The sequence below is a fragment of the Fredinandcohnia quinoae genome, assembly GCF_022427965.1.
Lineage (GTDB): Bacteria > Bacillota > Bacilli > Bacillales > Bacillaceae_L > Ferdinandcohnia > Ferdinandcohnia quinoae.
The window spans coordinates 22,641-43,249 of record NZ_JAKTTI010000037.1 but is presented as its reverse complement, the minus strand read 5'-3'; the positions used below and the strand labels follow the sequence as shown (position 1 = coordinate 43,249).

The window sequence follows — 20,609 nt, the reverse complement described above, 5'->3', positions numbered from 1 at the left end:
TGGTGTGAGAGGGTCGAACGAATCAAAATTCCGATTCGTTCACTCTACTCGATTTGGGAAGTTATCTTAATTTATTTCCAATAAGCGGTGGGGTAATGTATCAGTTCCAATGTCCCGCATGACAAATGTCATTTGAAATTCATGACATAATCCACTAATCCACATTCTTCCTAAGGAATAATATAAGGGTAGAACATATGGAGGTGGGAAAATGGAAAACACAATTTTATTAAAAGATATAACGAAAACGTTTAAAAATAAGAAGGCAGTTGATGCGGTTTCTTTTTCGATAAAAAAGGGTGAGGTTGTTGCAATTCTTGGTCCAAATGGTGCTGGAAAGACAACGACAATTATGATGATGCTTGGATTGCTTGAGCCAACAAGTGGAGCGGTCGAAGTATTCGGAATGCAGCCGAAGGATAAGAGGGTTCGGGAAAGAATAGGTGCAATGCTTCAAGAGGTTAGTGTGATTGACGCGTTAAGCGTGAAGGAAATTATTCAGCTTTTTAGAAGTTATTATCCGAATCCGATGACATTTGAAGAGCTTGTTTCCTTAACTGGTTTAGGTGAAGGGGATATTAAAAAGCGAGCAAATAAGCTATCCGGTGGTCAAAAAAGACGCCTTGGTTTTGCACTCGCATTAGCGGGCGACCCGGATTTATTATTCTTTGATGAACCGACCGTTGGAATGGATATTTCAAGCCGGAAGCTGTTCTGGGAAACAATAAACAAATTGAAAAAACGAGGGAAAACCATTATCTTCACAACTCATTATTTGCAGGAAGCGGATGATGTGGCAGAAAGAATCATTTTATTTCACAATGGCTCAATCGTTGAGGATGGAACTCCAAAAGAAATCAAAGAGAAGTTAACGAAGCAATCTGTATCATTTAATGCTCATTCAGCGGTTTCTGTAGGTGATTTAAGAAAGATTCCAGGTGTGTCTGATGTGTACGAAAAGGAAGGTCGAATGTATATCATTTCGGAGAATACTGATGACATTTTAGCTATCTTGTTTGAGAAAAAGCTAGGTATTAGTGGAATTCAGGTTGAACGTGGAAGATTGGACGATGCGTTTGAGCAATTAACGGAAAATAAGGAGGCTATCTAATATGAAACCTGTGTTAATGCAATGTAAAATGGAGATTTTACGGATATTAAGGAATCCATATTTTGTATTTTGGTCCTTGTTCATGCCAATCGTTTTCTATTTTCTGTTCACTAAGGTTTTTAATACAGGTATAGATAACAGGCAGGAGTGGCATGCCCATTATTTAATGTCAATGACTACTTTTAGTGTGATGGGTTCAGCAATCATGGTCCTAGGAATACGACTTGTTGAGGAAAGAACACAAGGATGGTCTTTGTTTATGAGGATTACTCCATTATCTGATACAGCTTATTTCTTTGCAAAAATGGTCGGGCAGACTGTGATTCATGTTTTTTCGATTATCGTCATATTTGCAGCAGGTGCGATAATAAATGGTGTAACCCTTTCTGCCTTGGAATGGATTATGAGTGGTCTATGGATTTTAATAGGATCATTTGCTTTTCTTGCGTTAGGAACATTAGTTGGTACGATGAAAAAAGTAGACACAGCTTCTGGTGTTTCAAACCTAATTTATATGGCACTTGCGATTACAGGTGGAATGTGGATGCCGATGGAGATTTTACCTGATATCATGCAAAAGATTGGGAAATGGTTACCATCTTATAATTTTGGAAGCGGAGCATGGGAAATTATTCGCGGAGGTAGCCCTGATTTAGCAAATATTCTAATATTAATAGGATATCTTTTCCTGTTCATGCTATTATCTAGTTATATTAGGAGAAAACAGGAAGCGACGGTGTGACTTATTGTGAAAAGTAAACCTAGATTCAGAGTGTTTCCCGCTAAATACGGTTTATTTCCATATGTATTCCTTATCTATCTCTGTATGCCTGCCTATTATATGGCAGGTACTACAGGATGGAGGTTGATTACCGGTTATGGATTGCTGCTACTATTTCTTGTGACCTATAGACAGCTTTATAACTCACCCAATAATAAGACCTTTACATTTTGGCTTATCATTCAGGTTGGGATCATTATGATTCTGGCAATCTTTTATAATTTATTTAATATTTTTTTAGGATTTTTTCCAGCTAATTTTATAGGCTGGTATGCGAATAAAAAGATATTTAATCGGGCTCTTATTTTATTCGCTATTGCCATCATATCACCAATTTTTATTCACTCCGATCATTTATTCAGTGAGGGGAATCTTACTTTATTAGTCTTTGTGGCTGTTATGCTTATTTCACCATTTGGAATCCGTTCCATGAATAGTAAGATGGAGCTGGAAAAAAAGCTTGATGAAGCGAATGAGCAGATTAAAGAACTAGTAAAGCGTGATGAACGAATGAGGATTGCTCGAGATCTTCATGATACATTAGGTCATACTTTATCCATGATTACGCTAAAGAGTCAGTTGGTTGGCAAGCTTTTAAGTAAGGATATCGAAAAGGCAAAGATTGAAACAAAGGAAATAGAGCGAACCTCGCGTTCAGCATTAAGGCAAGTAAGAGAGCTCGTATCTGATATGAGAGCAGTTACGGTTGCGGAGGAACTAATCGAGGTTGAATCCATTTTACAAACAGCAGGAATTTCCTTTCAATTATTTGGAGATCCAAAGCTTGAAGAAGTACCCAGTTTGACCCAAAACATTCTTAGTATGTGTTTGCGTGAAGCAGTCACAAATATTGTGAAGCATAGTAATGCGAATAATTGCTCTGTTCACCTTATTCAAGAAGAGGGTGAAATTGTATTGGAAGTTGAAGATGATGGAATTGGTCTTGTTAATCAAGGCAAACAAGGTAATGGATTGAAGGGAATTCATGAAAGGCTTGCATTGATTGATGGGTCTGTCACTATTCATTCTCGCAAAGGGGTACAACTTGTTATTACAATTCCAATCATTGTGAAAGAGGCAAAGGCAGGTGTAGTTTCATGATTAGAATCATAATTGCAGAAGATCAAGGGATGCTAAGGGGTGCACTTGGGTCCCTTCTTGATTTTGAGGACGACATAGAAGTGGTTGGTCAGGCAGTTAATGGGAGAGAGGCCTTGAAGCTGATTCAATCGCTTGAACCCGATGTGTGTTTACTTGATATTGAAATGCCTTTTAAAAGTGGGTTAGAGGTTGCAGAGGAGCTGAATAGACAAGGCTCTTCTTGTAAAATCATTATCTTAACTACCTTTGCGCGTCCAGGTTATTTTGAGAGGGCTGTTAAAGCTGGGGTCCATGGTTATATGCTGAAGGATGGATCGAGTGATGAGCTAGCAGAGTCGATTCGAAGTGTTATGAGAGGAAAACGTGAATTCGCTCCAGAATTAATTTTTGGAAGCATGAAAGAGGATAATCCGTTAACGGAAAGAGAACGTGAAGTCTTAAGACTTGCTGCAGAAGGGAAAACATCTAAAGCGATATCAAGTATCCTCTTTCTATCTCCGGGTACCGTTCGAAATTATATGTCAGAAATCATAAATAAATTAGAAGTGAAAAACCGAATTGAAGCCATCTCGATTGCGGAGGAAAAAGGGTGGATCTAGAGGTAGATTGTACAGTTGAAATTTTCACTTGTAATCATTCATCTTATTCGTTAAAATAGGCCTAATATATAATATAATCTGTGTTCAAAAAGGAGGATAAAAAGGACCGAGAAGTTCGAGGCGGCGCAGCTTTGAGCAGCGGAACGTATGTAGTTAATACGTGAGCAGCGGAAAGGCAAGCCAACGAAGAAATTCGATGTGTCATTTTTACCGGACTTTTTGAACATCCTTTTGTAGTGATGACAGGAATTAGTAGTATCTTATCTCAATGTTCAAGAGAGCCGATGGTTGGTGTGAATCGGTACAAAGATAAGTGCGAATTACCTCCTTGAGCTTTCTTTGTGAACAATCATTTAGTAGCAAAGAACGGAGAACGAGCCGTTATTCGTAATTAAGCGGAAGATTTGAATCTTCAACAAGGGTGGTACCGCGTGCAAGTTAACCACGTCCCTTTTTTTAGGGGGCGTGGTTTTTTGCGTTCAATTTAAGATTAGGCTAATGACCGTAAATCTGAAATAATGACCGTATTTTTGAAATAACGTCCGTAAATCTGAAATAATGACCGTATTTTCGAAATAACGTCCGTAAATCAAAAATAACGCCCGTAAACCAAAATTTTTGTTAACTGAATCAAAGAGATTCTCACTACAAACCATAAAAATACACACAACAGGAGGAAAAACCGATGGAAAACTTTATTGAACAGCTTACACCAACTCAAAAACAAGAATTAGAGAGGCAATTTGCAATCTATTCTAATGGTGTACAAGAAATCGTACCAATACAGGAATTAAAAAATAAAATTGCCAAATCAATTATTCAGAAAACACCTTTAAAAGTAAAATTAGGACTTGACCCATCCGCTCCAGATGTACATTTAGGACATACTGTCGTCTTAAATAAATTGAAGCAATTTCAAGAAAACGGTCATATCATCCAGTTAATTATCGGTGATTTTACAGGTAAAATTGGCGACCCAACAGGAAAATCAGTTGCTAGAAAACAGCTAACAGATGAAGAAGTTAAGCATAATGCGGAAACTTATTTTGAACAGTTTGGGAAAGTTCTTGATATGGAGAAGGTCGAGTTATACTACAATTCCAAGTGGCTTTCAACCTTGAATCTTGAGGATATTATTAATTTAGCGGCAAGTATTACAGTAGCTCGACTACTGGAAAGACATGATTTCTCAGAGCGACTCTCAACAGGTAAGCCGATCTCATTACATGAGTTTTTCTACCCGCTCATGCAGGGATATGATTCTGTCGAATTAGAAAGTGATATTGAATTAGGAGGAAATGATCAGCATTTCAATGTGCTCATGGGTAGACATTTGCAGGAGCATTTTAATAAGGAGAAGCAGGTTGTTATTCTCCTTCCGCTACTCGAGGGACTTGATGGTGTTGAAAAAATGTCTAAATCAAAAGGAAATTATATTGGAGTGGACGAGGCACCGAATGAAATGTACGGCAAAACGATGTCAATCCATGATGATTTAATGGGTAAATACTTTGATCTTGTTACCAATTTATCAGTAGAAGAAAAAGTTCAAATTAAAGAAGATCTTGAAAATGGAATCCTTCATCCACGTGATGCAAAAATGCTGCTAGGTAGAACAATCGTTAAAATGTATCATAGTGCAGACGCTGCAGAACAAGCTGAAGAACATTTTAAAACGGTTTTTCAAAAAGGTGTACTCCCAACTGATATTCCTGAAGTTATTTGGAATGGGGAGGAACAACTATCGATTATTGATCTACTTGTTCAGTTAGAGCTTCAAAAGTCAAAAGGAGAAGCGCGTAAAATGATTCAAAATGGTGGAGTTAAACTCAATGGTGAAAAAGTGGATGATGTACAATTAAAAGTAGTTGTCATTAATGAAATGATTGTCCAGGTTGGTAAACGTAAATTTGTAAAATTAATAAAAGGTTAAAGAACGCCCATTTAAGGGCGTCTCAGACTGTAGACAAACTCGAAGATTTTCGAGTTTGCCTACAGTCTTTTTTCTTTTAAAATAGAAATAGATAGATAGTGTAGGCTGATTTCCACTACGGGTGGACGCTTTCCGCGGGCGGGGCCGAGCCGCTTCCCTCGCTTCGCTCAGTCCAGGGTCTCGACTTTCCCGCTTTTCCCGCAGGAGTCGTCACCCTCCGTTCCAATCAACATCAACTTGTTAAAACATTGGATAAAATACTTTTCGAGGTGACGTATCATGATGACGAGAAACCAATCAAATGAACGTGGACAATTAGAAATGCTGACAATTGATCAATTAGTTCCTGAACACCATTTAGTACGCAAGCTAGAGGCGGCCATTGACTTTTCGTTCATCTATCCCTTGGTTGAAAACCTCTATTCAGGGATTGGTCGTCCAAGTATCGATCCAATTGTTTTATTTAAGATGATCTTCATACAATACATATTTGGCATACGTTCCATGCGCCAAACTATAAAAGAAATTGAAACAAACATTGCCTATCGGTGGTTTCTAGGATTTGGTTTCTACACAGAAGTACCTCACTTCTCTACCTTCGGTAAAAATTATGAGCGTCGCTTTCACGATACCGATGTGTTCGAGGACATCTTCTATCATATTTTAAAGGAGATTATGGATAAAGGATTGTTGTCTGCTGACCATATTTTCTTAGATTCCACACATGTAAAAGCCAGTGCTAATAAACGCAAGTATGATAAGAAAGTCGTTCGTAAAGAAACTCGCGCCTATGAAGAAAAACTTCAACTAGAACTCAATTTAGACCGAGAAGAACACGGGAAAAAGCCATTTCCTCCTGATAAATTTGAGAAAGAAGAATGGAAAGAAATTAAGGAAAGTACGACAGACCCTGAAAGTGGCTATTATGTGAAGGATGAACGAACCAAACAGTTTGCGTATTCGTTCCATACAACCACAGATGAAAAAGGATTTGTTTTAGGCTCGCTAGTGACTCCGGGAAATGTACATGATAGTCATATGTTACAGCCTCTTGTCGAGAAGGTTATAGAAAAAGTAAAGAAGCCACTTGCAGTCGCTGCTGATGCAGCTTATAAAACACCCGCGATCACGAACTTTCTACTAGAGAATCAAATGTTACCTGTCCTTCCTTACACTCGTCCAAAAACGAAAGATGGTTTCTTCCGAAAGCATGATTATGTGTATGATGAGTATTATGATTGTTATCTCTGCCCGCAAGGGCAGGTCTTAAAGTACACGACGACAACGAAGGAAGGATATCGGCAATATAAATCAAATTCATCGGTTTGTGCAGAATGTCCGTTTCTATCCCAGTGCACGGAAAGTAAAAACCATCAAAAGCTTATACAACGTCATATTTGGGAAGCTTACTTAGAAGAGGCAGAACATCTACGTCACAACGATGAAATCAAACAGATATACGCAAAACGTAAGGAGACTATTGAACGTGTCTTTGCTGATGCGAAGGAAAAGCATGGTATGCGATGGACAACCTTACGAGGTCTTAAAAAATTGTCTATGCAGGCGATGCTTACGTTTACTGCCATGAATTTAAAGAAAATGGCTACTTGGACTTGGCAACCTACTTGAGTGGGAGCCAAACTAGTGGATTGGAGCGGAGGGTGCTTGACTCCTGGGGGAATAGCGGGACAGGTGAGACCCCGCAAGAGCGACCAGCGATGAGGAGGCTCACCGCCCGCCCCCCGGAAAGCAAGCACTTGGAGTGGAAATCAACGTATTTTTACCGCAATACCATCCAATAATGACAAAAGACACCGAGAGGGAGTCCTCACGATGCCTTTTGTCGACAATCTGGAACGCCCATTTAAGGGCGTCTTTTCTTATTCGGATTGAGACGATTGAGCCTTTAAGGTTGTCTCCACCTGACTAACTAAGGACAATGTTTGAGCTATTTCTTCAGATGCCTTTTTTAATGCTTCTTGCGCAAGAACCTGATTTGCGGCTGACTGTTCAATTGCCTGAGTAATTAGATCCTTTGCAATAGATGATGTAGCTTCGGCTTGTTTTAACTTATTAACGTCGATTTGATTTGCCATTTTATAGCCTCCCGAAAATGATATAGTAATGCACAAACATATTTTCCTCTCGAAATACTGAAATATGTTAGGTATTAAATGGGTTGAATCAATCGGAAAGGGATGCCATAGAAAAATCATGGCTATCCCCTATGTTTACTTACCAATAAATTCCTGTGTCCAGTAATTTCCGTTTGATGTGTGGCCTACACCGATGTGAGTGAAATCTTTACTTAAAATATTTTTTCGATGGCCAGCACTATTCATCCATGCATTGACTACTTGCTCCGGAGATGGTTGGCCTTTAGCGATATTTTCTCCGGCAGTTCGATATGTGACACCGAATTGTTTCATCATATCGAATGGTGATCCATATGTTGGACTGGTATGTGAAAAGTAATTCTTTTGTTGCATATCGGTTGATTTAGCACGTGCGACCTTACTTAATGCTGAATCAGTTTTTAAAGCGGGCAGCCCATTTTTCGATCTTTGTGCATTTGTAAGTTCGATTACTTTTGCCTCAAATTGACTAGCTCCAGTTGCTGGTTGATTTGTATTTGCATTTGTATTATTTTTTGCAGGTGCTTGTTTTTGCGGCTGAGTTCTAGTCGGCTCCATCTCCGTCTGTGGAGGAGGTGGTGCTTGTCGATTTAATTGTCTTCCTGGTTGTGATGGCATAAACTGATCATTCATTTGCTGTCCATTAGGTTGAACAACTATCCGTTTTTGAATAAGACGGTATTTCGCGCCATCTGGAAAATTATTTGTATGTGCTCCATGTTTACTAGGTGTTGAAGTACGGGAAGGCTCAATTGTTATATAACCGTTATTGGCCTTTTTAATTGCTGTAGTGCGATTATCCGAATTCTTATGTTGCTGAACGCCAGCTGATTTATTCTCATTATCATTATTAGTATTTTGAGCTTCATTGGCATCGTTGTTACCGCCACATGCTGTTAGCAGTATTAAAAAGAAGCTAATGAAAATCATTTTAACTTGAGCAATTCTTTTCAAATTAAAAACCTCCTTTTCACTATCTATTTTGTCTCGTACTCAAATAAAGTATTGATGGAAATTATATGTTCATTTTAATTTTCATCGATTAAGATAAGAGTAAGAATGGAAAAAGGGGATCAGTTAAATGTCACAGCTTAAATGGGGAACTCCAGATGCATTAAAAAGCTTATTGTGTGAACTAGTGAGTTGGAAAAGTATGACACTAACTGAAGGTGAGTGTGAGTTCCCAATAAAACTTGAAAATAAGTTAAGGGAGTTACAATATTTTCAGGAGCATCCTGCATATGTAAGTCTTCATGATGTCAATTTGGGTCGACGTTTTTTGTCAGCTTTGTATAGATGTACAAATACAAGTGAAACGATTGTGTTGATAAGTCATTTTGATACGGTGAATACTGAGGAGTATGGAGATTTGGAACCATACGCCTATAATCCGGAGAAACTAACGCAATTACTCCATGATCGAGTTGAAGAATTACCAGAGGATGCTGCAGCAGATTTACTATCAGGGGAGTATTTATTCGGTCGTGGGACAATGGATATGAAGATGGGTCTTGCTATGCATATGGGATTGCTTGAAAAGGCAACTGTTGAAAAATGGCCGATTAATCTTCTGTTAGTAACCGTTCCGGATGAAGAGGTTAACTCTTATGGGATGAGAACTGCGGTAACGAAGCTTTTGGAAATGAAAAATGATTATAGTCTAACCTATAAATTATTCTTAAATGGAGAACCTGTTTTTGCACGGAATCCAGGTGATTCGAATTTTTATATATACTCAGGCTCAATTGGAAAAATAATGCCGTCTGCACTCTTTTATGGTAAGGAAACTCATGTTGGGGAGCCCTTAGGTGGGATAACAGCAAATTATATTGCTTCATTTTTGACACAACGGATGGAATGGAATAAAAAATTCCAGGAAACTGAAATGGATGAGTCTACTCCACTACCTGTTAACCTCCAACAGAAGGATTTGAAAATGGAATACTCTGCTCAAACACCTTATCGGGCAACTGCATTATATAATGTTTTTTTAATGAGGAAAAATGCAGCAGATGTAATGGATATTTTCGAAGAGGTCGCTATGGATGCAGCAAAAGCCTGTAATCATGCATATAAAAGGATTTGTACTGATCAGTCGATACAACCAGTTGGAGCGGTAAAGGTTATTCGTTATGAGGATTTACTAAAACATGCGATTGCTAAATTGGGTACCTCTGAAATCGACAAAATAAAAGAGACTGTTCAAGCGAGTGCTGAATTGGATGAACGAGAGAAATCATTTCGAATTACAGACACGATCATGATTCAATGTCAGGAATTGGCACCAGCGATTGTCCTGCTTTTTGCACCACCTTATTATCCCGCTGTTAATTCGTCTGATCATACACTTGTAACTAAGTGCGTGGAATATGTTAAAGAACAAGGGCGTACGATGTACCAATTACCAGTTCAACAAATTCATTATTTTAATGGTATTAGTGATTTAAGCTATGTGAACTATGATGATGTGCAGGAAGGGTGGACGTCTTTTGTACGGAATACTCCAGTTTGGAAAGATAGCTATAGCATCCCTTTTGATGATATGAGAAAACTTCAGGCGCCGGTATTAAATATTGGTCCATTCGGAAAGGATGCACATCGACGAACCGAGCGTCTCCATATGAAAAGTGCTTTTGAAGAAGTACCAACTCTTGTAGAAGGTATGATAAAAAGGTTAATAAAAAGGGGGGCAGAGTGATGAAAATCATTGATATTTCACAACCATTAGATACAAATACACCTGAGTGGCCAGGGGATACTCCATTTGAGTTTAATATTAACTGGACGATGGAGGAATCTTTGTCGGTTAATGTTGGAAAAATGGTGACGAGCACTCATATGGGTACCCATATTGATGCACCGTTTCATTTTGATAATGAAGGTAAAAGGGTTCATGAACTGGATCTTGAGCTATATGTGGGTAAGGCGAGGGTAATAGAAGTTTCAGGCCATGAAAGAATAGGAATTGAGGAAATAAAGGATTATGATCTTGCGGGTATTGAGAGACTCTTAATACGGACAAAATCATGGACAGACCGTCGTCAGTTTCCAAAGACTATCACATACCTTCAACCAGAGCTTGCTCCATTTCTAGCCGATAAAGGAATAAAGCTTGTTGGAGTAGATGTGCATTCAGTCGACCCATTAGATAGTAAGGAGTTATATGCTCACCATAGTCTTCACCAGCATGGGATTCATATTTTGGAAGGTATTATACTAGATCATGTAGCACCAGGTGACTATGAGCTAATTGCACTACCTCTTAAAATTGTAGGTGGAGATGGTAGTCCGGTAAGAGCGATTTTAAGAACCTAAATGAATAAAGAAAAACATTGTTACTGGTGCTAACAATGTTTTTCTAGACATAATATACAATATCGTCTTCATATACTAATTCAACTTTATGTAACATCTCAATCTTTTTGATTTCAAACATTCCATTATCATAAACATACAGGATCTCGTACAAATCATTTTTATAAAGTACCTTATCTCCTAATTTCAAATGAAACCCTCCTGTTTAAGGATGTATATTTATTTTAATATAGAAAATTAACTGATTCTATACCACTTTAGTCGTAAAGTAATAGATAATAGTTACGATATTCTAGTTTCATACATTCTCCTTTACTGGAAAATATTTTTCCTGATTAAAATATATTGTCAATAAAAATAATTGATGTTATGATTAATTCATAGTAATAAATATGCATCTCATGTGACTGATACGATCAGGCATGGTGGTAAAATAGTAGGTCTAAATTCCTGCTCTATACCTCCATGCCTTTTTTACTTCTTTAACTTTTTCTTTCATTTATATGAAAAGGCTTCCTTTTGGATAAAATCAACAGATTGACAAAAAATATAGATAGTAGTGGATGGTTGGTTCATATCTATTAGTTGTAAGGAGGTGTGTGGGTATGAAAATAGCAAGGATTCTAAATAATAATGCGGTTGTCGTAACAGATGGTCAAGAGGAGAAGATTGCAGTAGGACCTGGAATCGCATTCAATAAGAGAAAAAATGATATTGTAAATGTTCACAAAATTGAAAAGCTCTTTGTTATGAAGGAAAACGAAAAGCTGCAACAACTTTTAAGTCGTATACCTGAAGAGCATTTTGTCATTTCAGAAGAAATTATAAGCTATGCTGAAAATTTCATGGGTGTAAAGCTTAATGAGCATATCCATATCGTTCTCACTGACCATATTTCATTTGCCATACAAAGAGAACGAGAAGGCATACAACTTAAAAATAAACTATTAAATGAGATCAAGATTTTATATAAAAGAGAGTATGAGATTGGACTTTGGGCCATTCGGCATATTAAAGAAAAGTGCAACATTGAAATGCCTGTAGATGAAGCTGCCTTTATCGCTCTTCATATCCATACAATGAAACTTCAAGGAGGTGATATGCACGAAACGGTTAGACAGACATCAATTGTAAGAGACATGGTTCAAACCATTACTGAAACTTTGAATATTCACGTGGAAGAGGATGACATCTCTTATCAGCGTCTCATCACACATTTGAGATTTGCTCTTACAAGGGTTAATCACTATGAGCTTCATGTGATGGATGATGAAATGCTTGAGATGTTAAAAACAAAGTTTCCGATTTCATATAGCTGTGCGGCTAAGGTTGCAAAGGTAGTATTGCTAGAACATGGAATCGTACTACCAGAGCATGAACTAGGTTATATTACACTCCATATTGAAAGATTAAGGAAACAAGATTAAAGAGCTAAAGCAACATATTCATTTGGATAATACGTTTTTTCATCTTACCTTCATTTTCGGAAAAAATGTATCGCAATTATATCTAATCTCAATTTGTCCGTTCATGAAAGCGAGATAGTGGAAACGTTTATATCATAAATCATAAAAAATCATTAGGAGGAATGTAAGATGGTTATGAAATATCTTCAAAATCTTGGACGCTCATTAATGCTTCCGGTTGCTGTTTTACCAGCGGCAGCTATCTTAATGGGTATCGGTTATTGGATTGACCCTTCTGGTTGGGGTGGCGGTAGCCCAATCGCAGCATTCTTAATTAAAGCCGGTGGCGCTATTATTGATAATATGTCAATTCTATTCGCAGTTGGTGTAGCTTTGGGAATGTCAAAAGATAAAGATGGCTCTGCTGCTCTAAGTGGATTGGTAGCCTTTTTAACAGTTACAACTTTACTTGGTACGGGTACAGTAGCAATGCTACAAGGTGTAGACCCTACGGAAGTTAACGCAGCCTTCGGAAAAATCAGCAATCAATTTATCGGGATTTTATCAGGTATTGTAGCTTCTGTTATGTATAATCGCTTTAGTAAAGTGCAACTTCCAGATGCTTTGGCGTTCTTTAGTGGTAAACGACTAGTGCCAATTATGACATCTGTTGCAATGTTAGTTGTTTCATTAGTATTATTCTTTGTGTGGCCAATAATCTATACTGGATTAGTAAACTTTGGTGAAGCAATCATTGATTTAGGTGCAGTTGGAGCAGGTATTTATGGATTCTTCAACCGTTTATTAATTCCTACAGGACTTCACCATGCATTAAACTCTGTATTCTGGTTCGATGTAGCTGGAATTAATGATATTAACAATTTCTTAGGTGGTGTTGGTGAAAAGGGTATTACTGGTAGATACCAAGCAGGTTTCTTCCCAGTTATGATGTTCGGTTTACCAGCAGCAGCACTTGCGATGTACCATACTGCAAAAACAAAAAGAAAGAAACAAGCTGCATCATTATTAATGGCAGCTGCATTTGCGGCATTCTTCACAGGTGTTACAGAACCACTTGAATTTGCATTCATGTTCTTAGCACCAGCATTATATGTTGTTCACGCAGCTATTACAGGTATCTCACTATTTATCGCTGCATCATTCCAATGGACTGCTGGATTTGCATTCAGTGCAGGTTTTGTTGACTTTTTCTTAAGTCTTCGTAATCCAATGGCAAACCACCCTTGGATGCTAGTTGTACAGGGTCTTGTAGTAGCGGTAATATACTATGTACTATTCCGTTTCTTAATTACTAAATTTAATCTTAAAACTCCAGGTCGTGAAGATGATGATGAAGTAGCTGGAGATGCTCAAGCTAGCGGAGAATCAAGATTCGCTGCTATGGCTGCTCAAATTTATGAAGGATTAGGTGGAGACGCAAACGTTACATCTGTTGACAATTGTGTTACTCGTCTACGTCTTGAAGTGAAAAATATGGATGCAGTTGATCAAAAGAAAATTAAAGCAACAGGAGTTCCAGGAATTAATGTTGTAGGTAAAAACAGTATCCAAGTTATCGTTGGAACAAATGTACAATTCGTTGCGGATGAAATTTCTAAAATTCGTAAAAACTAATAAATAATATGTGAGAGCTGCCAAGGAAACTGGCAGCTTTTACTTTAGGAATATTTAGATATTGAAGAGGGGAAATTACTCATACTACAAAACCATTTAGTGGTATAGACAACTAGCTTATTTGTGGTAAAATAAGATAGGTAGATATGATTATAAAGGAGTCTTTAAAATGCTAATTACAAATGTAAAGGTTTATGCAGAAGACAAAATAATCGAAAACGGATTTATCGAGTTTGAGGATACAAAAATAAAACGAATTGGTTCAATAGATGAACTTGAACAAATTGACAATGAAAATGTAATTAAGTTGGATAATCATTATTCGTTAATTCCTGGGATGATTGATCTACATATTCACGGTGCTGCAGGTGCCGATGCGATGGATGCAACTCCAGACGCATTACGTACAATTGCACAAGCTTTGCCAAAAGAGGGCACAACGAGCTTTTTGGCGACAACTATGACAAAATCTCGTGAAGATATATATGAAGCAATTAAAAATATTGGAGAATATATACCTTCCCAACAAAATGGTGGGATAGCTGAAATCTTGGGAGCTCATCTTGAAGGACCATTCCTTTCACCAAAAAGAGCAGGTGCACAGCATCCAGATAATATTATTGAACCAGATGTAGAGCTATTTAAACAATGGCAACAATTATCTGGAAATAATATCAGGTTAGTAACGTTAGCACCAGAAGAAAAAGGTGGTCTTGAATTAACCACTTATTTAAAAGAGACAGGTGTTGTTGCATCAATCGGCCATTCCGATGCTGTGTATGAAGAGGTAGAAGCTTCGATTCAAGCTGGTGTGACACATGCGACCCACTTATTCAATGGAATGCGTGGGGTTCATCATCGTGAACCAGGTGTAGCGGGAGCAGTTCTTTTACATGATGAAGTGAAATGTGAAATGATTGTCGACGGCATTCATATTGCTCCTAAAATGGTCAAGCTTGCTTATAAAGTAAAAGGAAATGATGGGGTTATCCTCGTCACAGATGCTATGCGTGCAAAATGCTTAGGAACAGGTGTGTATGATTTAGGTGGCCAAGAAGTAAATGTTGATGAAGAAAGAGCTACATTGAAAGATGGCACTTTAGCGGGAAGTATTTTAAAACTAAATGATGCTGTCCGCAATATGATGCAGTTTTCTGAATGTACACTTTGGGATATTACCCAGATGACAGCTGCAAACCCAGCTAAACAGATAAATATGTTTGATAAAAAAGGAAGTATAAAAGTTGGAAAAGATGCAGATTTTGTAATTGTAAATGAAAAGTTAGAAGTAATCATGACTTATTGTTGTGGAAAACTTGCTTATTCAAGTCAGGAGGAAATGTAATGAAACTTATAATGGCGAAAGATTATCAAGAAATGAGTAATAAAGCAGCGGATGTAATTATTAATCAAGTTAAAGAAAAGCCAAATACAGTATTAGGACTAGCAACTGGTGGTACTGTAATTGGAATGTATGAAGCTCTAATCCAAGATCATCAAAAGAATAATACATCATACAAAGAAGTTCATAGCGTCAATCTGGATGAGTATGTAGGACTGGAATATACAAACCAACAAAGCTATCACTATTATATGAATGATCAATTGTTCTCTCACATTGATATTCAAGCAGATAATGTTATTATTCCTAACGGATTAGCAGAAAATATTGATGCGGCGTGCCAAGAATATGAAAAGGCAATTGCTGAATTAGGTGGAGTAGATCTACAAATACTTGGAATTGGCCAAAACGGTCATATCGCCTTCAATGAGCCAGGTACGTCTTTTGATTCAATCACACATAAAGTTGAATTGACAGAATCAACTCGGAATGCAAATATGCGTTATTTTGATAGCATTGATGAGGTACCAACACATGCAATGACAATGGGAATTTCAACGATTTTAAAAAGTAAACAAATCCTATTATTAGCTTCAGGAAAGTCTAAAGCAGAAGCGATTTATAATTTTATTAATGGTGAAGTGCATGAGTCAAATCCGGCATCTGCACTGAAAAATCATCCAAATGTAACGATTATTGCTGACGAAGAAGCACTATCATTGGTGGAGGATGACAAAAAGAAGGTGCTCTCATAATGATCGATAAAAGTTCTCCTGTGCCGATTTATTATCAGCTTGAACAAGAGATTCGTAAGCAAATTGAGAGTAAAGAGCTGAGGCCTGGAGACATGATTCCATCCGAACGTGAGTATGCGGAAGAGTATCAGATAAGCAGAATGACGGTTAGACAAGCGTTAAATAATCTTGTTAATGAAGGTCTGCTACAAAGAGAACGTGGAAAAGGGACCTTTGTTGCTCTGAAGAAATTTGAGAAGAATGTAAAAGGCTTAACAAGCTTTTCAGAGGATATGCGATCTAGAGGACTAGAACCCGAAACGCGGGTTCTTGACTTTGCAATCATAAATGCGGATAGCTTGATAGCATCGAAGCTTGAAATTAGAGAAGATGCATCAGTTTATCAAATAAAAAGACTTCGATTAGCGGATAAATTGCCGATTGCCTACGAGATTTTTTATATGGCAGTGGATTTAGTACCAGGGCTAACACAAGAAATTGCGGAGCATTCAATCTACCAATTTGTTGAAAATGTCATTGGGCTCCACATTGTTTCGGGTGTACAAGAGCTTGAGGCAACTGTTGCATATCCAGAAGAAGCAGAGGCACTTAATATAAACGAAGGTGCACCCGTTCTTTATATTCAACAAAAGAGTATCATCGAAGGAGAAAAACCATTAGAATTTGTACAATCATTCTATCGTGCCGATCGATATAAATATAAGGTTGAAATGGTTCGATAGAAGGACACTTAATACAAGTTCAAAAAGGAGGACTTCTGTGAAACGACTACTGGACTGTACTGCATCTGATTTTCAAAAAATGAATGGACAAGATTTAAAACAAGCGATAAGGGCATCGGAAGGACGTGTGATGCTTTCAGAAACGTTTGGTTCTGTCCCTCCGTTGTATCCGAGTGTTACAAATGCTGAATTAGCTGCAGCATTTGGTGCCGACTTATTATTGCTAAATGTATTTGATGTCTTTAATCCCTATATAGAGGGAATAGAATGTGAAGAGAATGAATCAATTGTACAAAAAATGAAGCAAATAACAGGCCGTCCTATTGGGCTTAATCTGGAACCTGTAGACCCAAATGCACAACAGATTGAAAAACTGAACGAGTTGCCAAAAGGACGAATGGCAACGGACGAATCATTAAGAGAAGCCAAAAAGTTAGGTTTTGATTTTGTATGCTTAACCGGAAACCCGAAAACAGGTGTTACAAATGATGAAATTCTTCTAGCTATTAAGAAGGCACGAGAAGCCTTTGGTTCTGAAGGATTAATCATTGCCGGAAAAATGCATGGTGCGGGGGTTGCGAATGAGACTGGAAGCAGTATTATTTCAGAAGCAGCACTATCCAGTTTTATCGAAGCAGGAGCAGATGTAATCTTAATGCCTTCACCTGGAACTGTCCCAGGGATTACACTTGAGGCTACGGAAAAACATGTACGCTTTGTCCATTCTAAGGGAGCGCTTGTCATGTTAACGATTGGCACAAGTCAAGAAGGTGCTGATGAAGCAACGATTCGCCAAATTGCCCTTAACAGTAAAATGGCAGGTGCAGATATCCATCACATCGGTGATACAGGTTTTTATGGGATTGCGGTTCCAGAAAATATCATGACATATTCAATTGTTATTAGAGGAAGAAGACATACGTACGTAAGAATGGCCTCATCCATACTACGTTAAATCAAAAAGGAGATTGCATCGTGCAATCTCCCACTTTATTTTCTCTTATGATTTTCCTAAAACCCATTTGCTCTTCATAAACATTACTAATGCAATCAAGAATGAACAGATAATAAATACCAACGAACTTCCAGTTACAAGCAGGATGCTTGAAATATCATAGATTCCGTAAATTAATTGCTTGATGAGTGCGTAAATATTGAAGAATGGTATTAGGAAATGTACAGTTGATAGTTCATTTGCTGAGATTCCAATCAAGATGAAATATGGAATCATCGCAATAAACGTTATAGGTGATATATAGTTTCCTGCTTCTTTTATCGTGTCAGCGATTAAACTAACAATCATTTGGATGCTTGCTACAAGTAAGGCGAAGAAGATAATACCAACACCTAGGCTGATTGTGAAAAATCCAATATGATCCTCTAATTTTAATGCGTCCGCCATATTGTCAGTGAAAAGGGTAACATACAGAACAAAGGTAATAACTGAGAATATACCGCTCATCATACTTAAGGTTGAAATCGTAAGCCATTTACCAATAACAATATGGATTCGTTTTACTGGTGTCATTAAGAGAGCTTCCATTGTTTTTCGTTCTTTTTCTCCAGCAAATAAGTCGTTTGCAGCTGGTAATCCACCCATAAGTACGGCAAAGACAATAATCATCTGTGCAAAAATTGATACCATATACAAGGACATGTCATCGTCGCCGCTAATACTTTCCAAGCTAACACCAAAAGGAACTAAGACACTTGGGTCAATATTTTGTTCGGTTAAATGTGTTTGTACATATTCCTGTTGCTTTACAGTTAGAATATTAATTAATTTATCAGATGCCGCACTTGCTTTTGAACTTGTTGGATCTGCTTGAATGATTATCTGTGGTGATTGATGGTTTTCAATTTTATTAATAAAATCTTCTTCCACTGAAACGGATACAAGTGCTTCTCCATCTTCGACCATTTTTACAGGATCAGATGTAGTAGAAATCTCAATACCTTCAATGTCTTCAATCCATTCAATAACCTGTGCCTCTGTCGATTTTGAAATTGCTACATTAACTTGATCAACTGAGTCATTCATCATAAAATTATCCATGAAAAAGATAATTGCAATATTAAATAAAATTGGTAGCATGACACTAAGTAATATCGTCTTACGATCCCGTAATGAATCCTTTAATTCCTTCAAATAAACATGCCAAGTCATTATTCATTCCCCCTAACTAATCGAGACATGAAGATATAATTCAAATCTTCACTTTCCTCTTCACGATATAAATCTGCTTTGCTTCCACTGTAGATCATTTGACCTTTATGGATCATTACAATTGATTGGCATAATTCCTTCACTTCGTCCATGATGTGGCTTGAGAATATGATGGTTCTGCCTTCTCTTTGTAATTGATGAATAACCTCGCGGAACATATTCGCTGAGGTAATATCTAGTCCTGTTGTTGGTTCGTCAAGTAAAATAACATCTGGATTGTGGATTAATGTTCTTGAAATGGTTACCTTTTGTCTCATTCCCTTTGAAAAGCCACCAACTCTTCGGTCAAGATAATCCTTCATTCCAAATCGAACCGCTAAATAGTCAATTTGTTCCTTTGTTTCATGCTTACTCATACCATACATTTTTGCGAAATATGTTAAGTTTTCTCGAGCAGTCAATCGATCATAGAGGCCTGTTTCACTCCCGAATAAAACACCAATTTTTGATTTAACTTTCATAGGCTCTTTATGAATATCGATTCCATCAATTAGGATTTTCCCTGAAGAAGGTTCTAGAATAGTAGAAATCATTCGTAACAATGTTGTTTTTCCTGCACCGTTTTCTCCTAATAGCCCAACAACTTCACCTTTTTTTATTTCAACTGAAACATCTTTGACGGCGTGAATCGTTTTCTTTTTATCTTTAAAGCTTCTAGAAACATCTTGAATAACGATCATTTAAAAACATCTCCCTTGTTTTTTCCTATGGCATTATCATAAGAGATTTTAATATTGCTGACATCGATTATGTCGTGAATCGTCCTTTTTATGTCGCGAAAACACCATTTTTCATCCTAAACATGGTATTATATTGACAATAAAGTACGGGATGGGGATATTTTGATACGTATAGGCCTCGTTGATGATCAAAAATATGATTTAGAAAAATTAAATATTGTTCTATCGAAGGAGGAGAATGTAGAAATCATTTTTTCAACAAATGATTCTGAGGAAGCATATGAGCTATTGAAGAAAAGTTCAATCGATTTATTGATTACTGATATCGAAATGCCGAAGCTGTCTGGCTATGAACTAGCAGATTTTATTAGTAGCTATGCACTGGATATTAAGGTCATTTTTGTGACTGGATCTAGTGGTTATGCGGTCCATGCCTTTGAATTAGATGTTCTTGATTATATTATGAAGCCCTTCTCAAAGGAAAGATTATTAAAAGGGATTCAGCGACTTCAAAAGAAAAAGGAAACAACAGATAAAAGCAAGCTCGTCTTGAAACAAAAAGCAGATATTTATTTCATAGAAAAAAAGAAAATAATTTATGTTGAAAGAACAGGACGGTCAACGACAATTGTTACATCAGAAGGAGAATACTCTACATATCTATCATTAGGAGAATTAGAGGAAGAATTAACAGCAACAAATTTCTTGCGTGCGCACCGAGGATTTATCATAAATATTCAATATGTGAAAAACTTTTCACTATATACAAAAAACTCATATGTCGTTCATTTTCAAGGTACGGAACAAACTGCAATGATTACAAAGCCAAATCTCGATAAATTGCAAAGTGAATTTTATAATTAGGAG

The 20,609-nt window shown here is 37.3% G+C and carries 20 protein-coding genes and 1 other annotated feature; of the genes, 15 read left to right on the top strand and 5 right to left on the bottom strand.

Features of this window, described 5'->3' with window-relative positions; genetic code table 11:
* The first annotated feature begins 211 nt into the window (after nucleotides 1–211).
* The 6 genes from MJG50_RS18290 (at nucleotide 212) to MJG50_RS18265 (ending at nucleotide 7,154) form a co-directional block, all read left to right on the top strand.
* Nucleotides 212–1,111 carry an ABC transporter ATP-binding protein gene (locus MJG50_RS18290; RefSeq protein ID WP_240257207.1) on the top strand — a complete coding sequence of 300 codons (900 nt, stop codon included), beginning with the start codon at nucleotides 212–214 and terminating at the stop codon, nucleotides 1,109–1,111.
* Between the two features lies 1 nt (nucleotide 1,112).
* On the top strand, nucleotides 1,113–1,853 hold the full coding sequence (locus MJG50_RS18285; RefSeq protein WP_240257206.1) for an ABC transporter permease: 741 nt from the start codon (nucleotides 1,113–1,115) through the stop codon (nucleotides 1,851–1,853).
* A 30-nt stretch (nucleotides 1,854–1,883) separates the two neighbouring features.
* Entirely contained in the window at nucleotides 1,884–2,993 is a 1,110-nt protein-coding gene (locus tag MJG50_RS18280) for a sensor histidine kinase (protein ID WP_345893253.1), read from the top strand.
* Nucleotides 2,990–3,592 carry a response regulator transcription factor gene (locus MJG50_RS18275; protein WP_240257205.1) on the top strand — a complete coding sequence of 201 codons (603 nt, stop codon included), beginning with the start codon at nucleotides 2,990–2,992 and terminating at the stop codon, nucleotides 3,590–3,592. The genes MJG50_RS18280 and MJG50_RS18275 overlap by 4 nt, the downstream gene beginning before the upstream one ends.
* A gap of 230 nt (nucleotides 3,593–3,822) precedes the next feature.
* Nucleotides 3,823–4,047, top strand: a binding site (T-box leader).
* Nucleotides 4,048–4,277: 230 nt separating this feature from the next.
* Complete coding sequence (tyrS, locus tag MJG50_RS18270) at nucleotides 4,278–5,525, top strand: tyrosine--tRNA ligase (protein WP_240257204.1); 1,248 nt, start codon at nucleotides 4,278–4,280, stop codon at nucleotides 5,523–5,525.
* A gap of 279 nt (nucleotides 5,526–5,804) precedes the next feature.
* Nucleotides 5,805–7,154 carry an IS1182 family transposase gene (locus tag MJG50_RS18265; RefSeq protein WP_240257203.1) on the top strand — a complete coding sequence of 450 codons (1,350 nt, stop codon included), beginning with the start codon at nucleotides 5,805–5,807 and terminating at the stop codon, nucleotides 7,152–7,154.
* A gap of 251 nt (nucleotides 7,155–7,405) precedes the next feature.
* Here MJG50_RS18265 and MJG50_RS18260 read toward each other — a convergent pair whose 3' ends face one another.
* On the bottom strand, nucleotides 7,406–7,621 hold the full coding sequence (locus tag MJG50_RS18260; protein ID WP_240257202.1) for a hypothetical protein: 216 nt from the start codon (nucleotides 7,619–7,621) through the stop codon (nucleotides 7,406–7,408).
* A 135-nt stretch (nucleotides 7,622–7,756) separates the two neighbouring features.
* A complete protein-coding gene (locus MJG50_RS18255; protein ID WP_240257201.1) occupies nucleotides 7,757–8,614 on the bottom strand; it encodes a CAP domain-containing protein in 858 nt (285 codons plus the stop codon).
* Nucleotides 8,615–8,741: 127 nt separating this feature from the next.
* Here MJG50_RS18255 and MJG50_RS18250 point away from each other — a divergent pair, with 127 nt between their 5' ends.
* Both MJG50_RS18250 and kynB read left to right on the top strand, forming a co-directional pair.
* A complete protein-coding gene (locus MJG50_RS18250) occupies nucleotides 8,742–10,358 on the top strand; it encodes a M20/M25/M40 family metallo-hydrolase (RefSeq protein ID WP_240257200.1) in 1,617 nt (538 codons plus the stop codon).
* A complete protein-coding gene (gene kynB, locus MJG50_RS18245) occupies nucleotides 10,358–10,975 on the top strand; it encodes an arylformamidase (RefSeq protein WP_240257199.1) in 618 nt (205 codons plus the stop codon). Before MJG50_RS18250 ends, kynB begins: the two co-directional genes overlap by 1 nt.
* Nucleotides 10,976–11,018: 43 nt before the next feature.
* Here kynB and MJG50_RS18240 read toward each other — a convergent pair whose 3' ends face one another.
* Nucleotides 11,019–11,165 carry a hypothetical protein gene (locus tag MJG50_RS18240; protein ID WP_240257198.1) on the bottom strand — a complete coding sequence of 49 codons (147 nt, stop codon included), beginning with the start codon at nucleotides 11,163–11,165 and terminating at the stop codon, nucleotides 11,019–11,021.
* 415 nt (nucleotides 11,166–11,580) lie between these two features.
* On the opposite strand from MJG50_RS18240, the gene MJG50_RS18235 reads away from it, so the two are divergent.
* The 6 genes from MJG50_RS18235 (at nucleotide 11,581) to MJG50_RS18210 (ending at nucleotide 17,790) form a co-directional block, all read left to right on the top strand.
* Complete coding sequence (locus tag MJG50_RS18235; protein WP_240257197.1) at nucleotides 11,581–12,402, top strand: PRD domain-containing protein; 822 nt, start codon at nucleotides 11,581–11,583, stop codon at nucleotides 12,400–12,402.
* A 168-nt stretch (nucleotides 12,403–12,570) separates the two neighbouring features.
* Nucleotides 12,571–14,016: an N-acetylglucosamine-specific PTS transporter subunit IIBC gene (nagE, locus tag MJG50_RS18230; RefSeq protein WP_240257196.1), complete on the top strand. Its 1,446-nt coding sequence runs from the start codon at nucleotides 12,571–12,573 to the stop codon at nucleotides 14,014–14,016.
* A 169-nt stretch (nucleotides 14,017–14,185) separates the two neighbouring features.
* The gene (nagA, locus tag MJG50_RS18225) at nucleotides 14,186–15,361 is read left to right on the top strand and encodes an N-acetylglucosamine-6-phosphate deacetylase (protein ID WP_240257195.1); all 1,176 of its coding nucleotides are present in this window, start codon (nucleotides 14,186–14,188) and stop codon (nucleotides 15,359–15,361) included.
* Nucleotides 15,361–16,113, top strand: coding sequence for a glucosamine-6-phosphate deaminase (gene nagB, locus MJG50_RS18220; protein WP_240257194.1), 753 nt, complete (start codon nucleotides 15,361–15,363; stop codon nucleotides 16,111–16,113). Before nagA ends, nagB begins: the two co-directional genes overlap by 1 nt.
* The gene (locus MJG50_RS18215) at nucleotides 16,113–16,835 is read left to right on the top strand and encodes a GntR family transcriptional regulator (protein WP_240257193.1); all 723 of its coding nucleotides are present in this window, start codon (nucleotides 16,113–16,115) and stop codon (nucleotides 16,833–16,835) included. Before nagB ends, MJG50_RS18215 begins: the two co-directional genes overlap by 1 nt.
* Nucleotides 16,836–16,872: 37 nt before the next feature.
* The gene (locus tag MJG50_RS18210) at nucleotides 16,873–17,790 is read left to right on the top strand and encodes a DUF7916 family protein (RefSeq protein ID WP_240257192.1); all 918 of its coding nucleotides are present in this window, start codon (nucleotides 16,873–16,875) and stop codon (nucleotides 17,788–17,790) included.
* Nucleotides 17,791–17,835: 45 nt separating this feature from the next.
* Here MJG50_RS18210 and MJG50_RS18205 read toward each other — a convergent pair whose 3' ends face one another.
* Together MJG50_RS18205 and MJG50_RS18200 are read right to left on the bottom strand one after the other, a co-directional pair.
* Nucleotides 17,836–19,002: an ABC transporter permease gene (locus tag MJG50_RS18205; RefSeq protein WP_240257191.1), complete on the bottom strand. Its 1,167-nt coding sequence runs from the start codon at nucleotides 19,000–19,002 to the stop codon at nucleotides 17,836–17,838.
* On the bottom strand, nucleotides 19,002–19,742 hold the full coding sequence (locus MJG50_RS18200) for an ATP-binding cassette domain-containing protein (RefSeq protein ID WP_240257190.1): 741 nt from the start codon (nucleotides 19,740–19,742) through the stop codon (nucleotides 19,002–19,004). Before MJG50_RS18200 ends, MJG50_RS18205 begins: the two co-directional genes overlap by 1 nt.
* Nucleotides 19,743–19,904: 162 nt before the next feature.
* Here MJG50_RS18200 and MJG50_RS18195 point away from each other — a divergent pair, with 162 nt between their 5' ends.
* A complete protein-coding gene (locus tag MJG50_RS18195) occupies nucleotides 19,905–20,606 on the top strand; it encodes a LytR/AlgR family response regulator transcription factor (RefSeq protein ID WP_240257189.1) in 702 nt (233 codons plus the stop codon).
* Nucleotides 20,607–20,609: the final 3 nt, after the last annotated feature.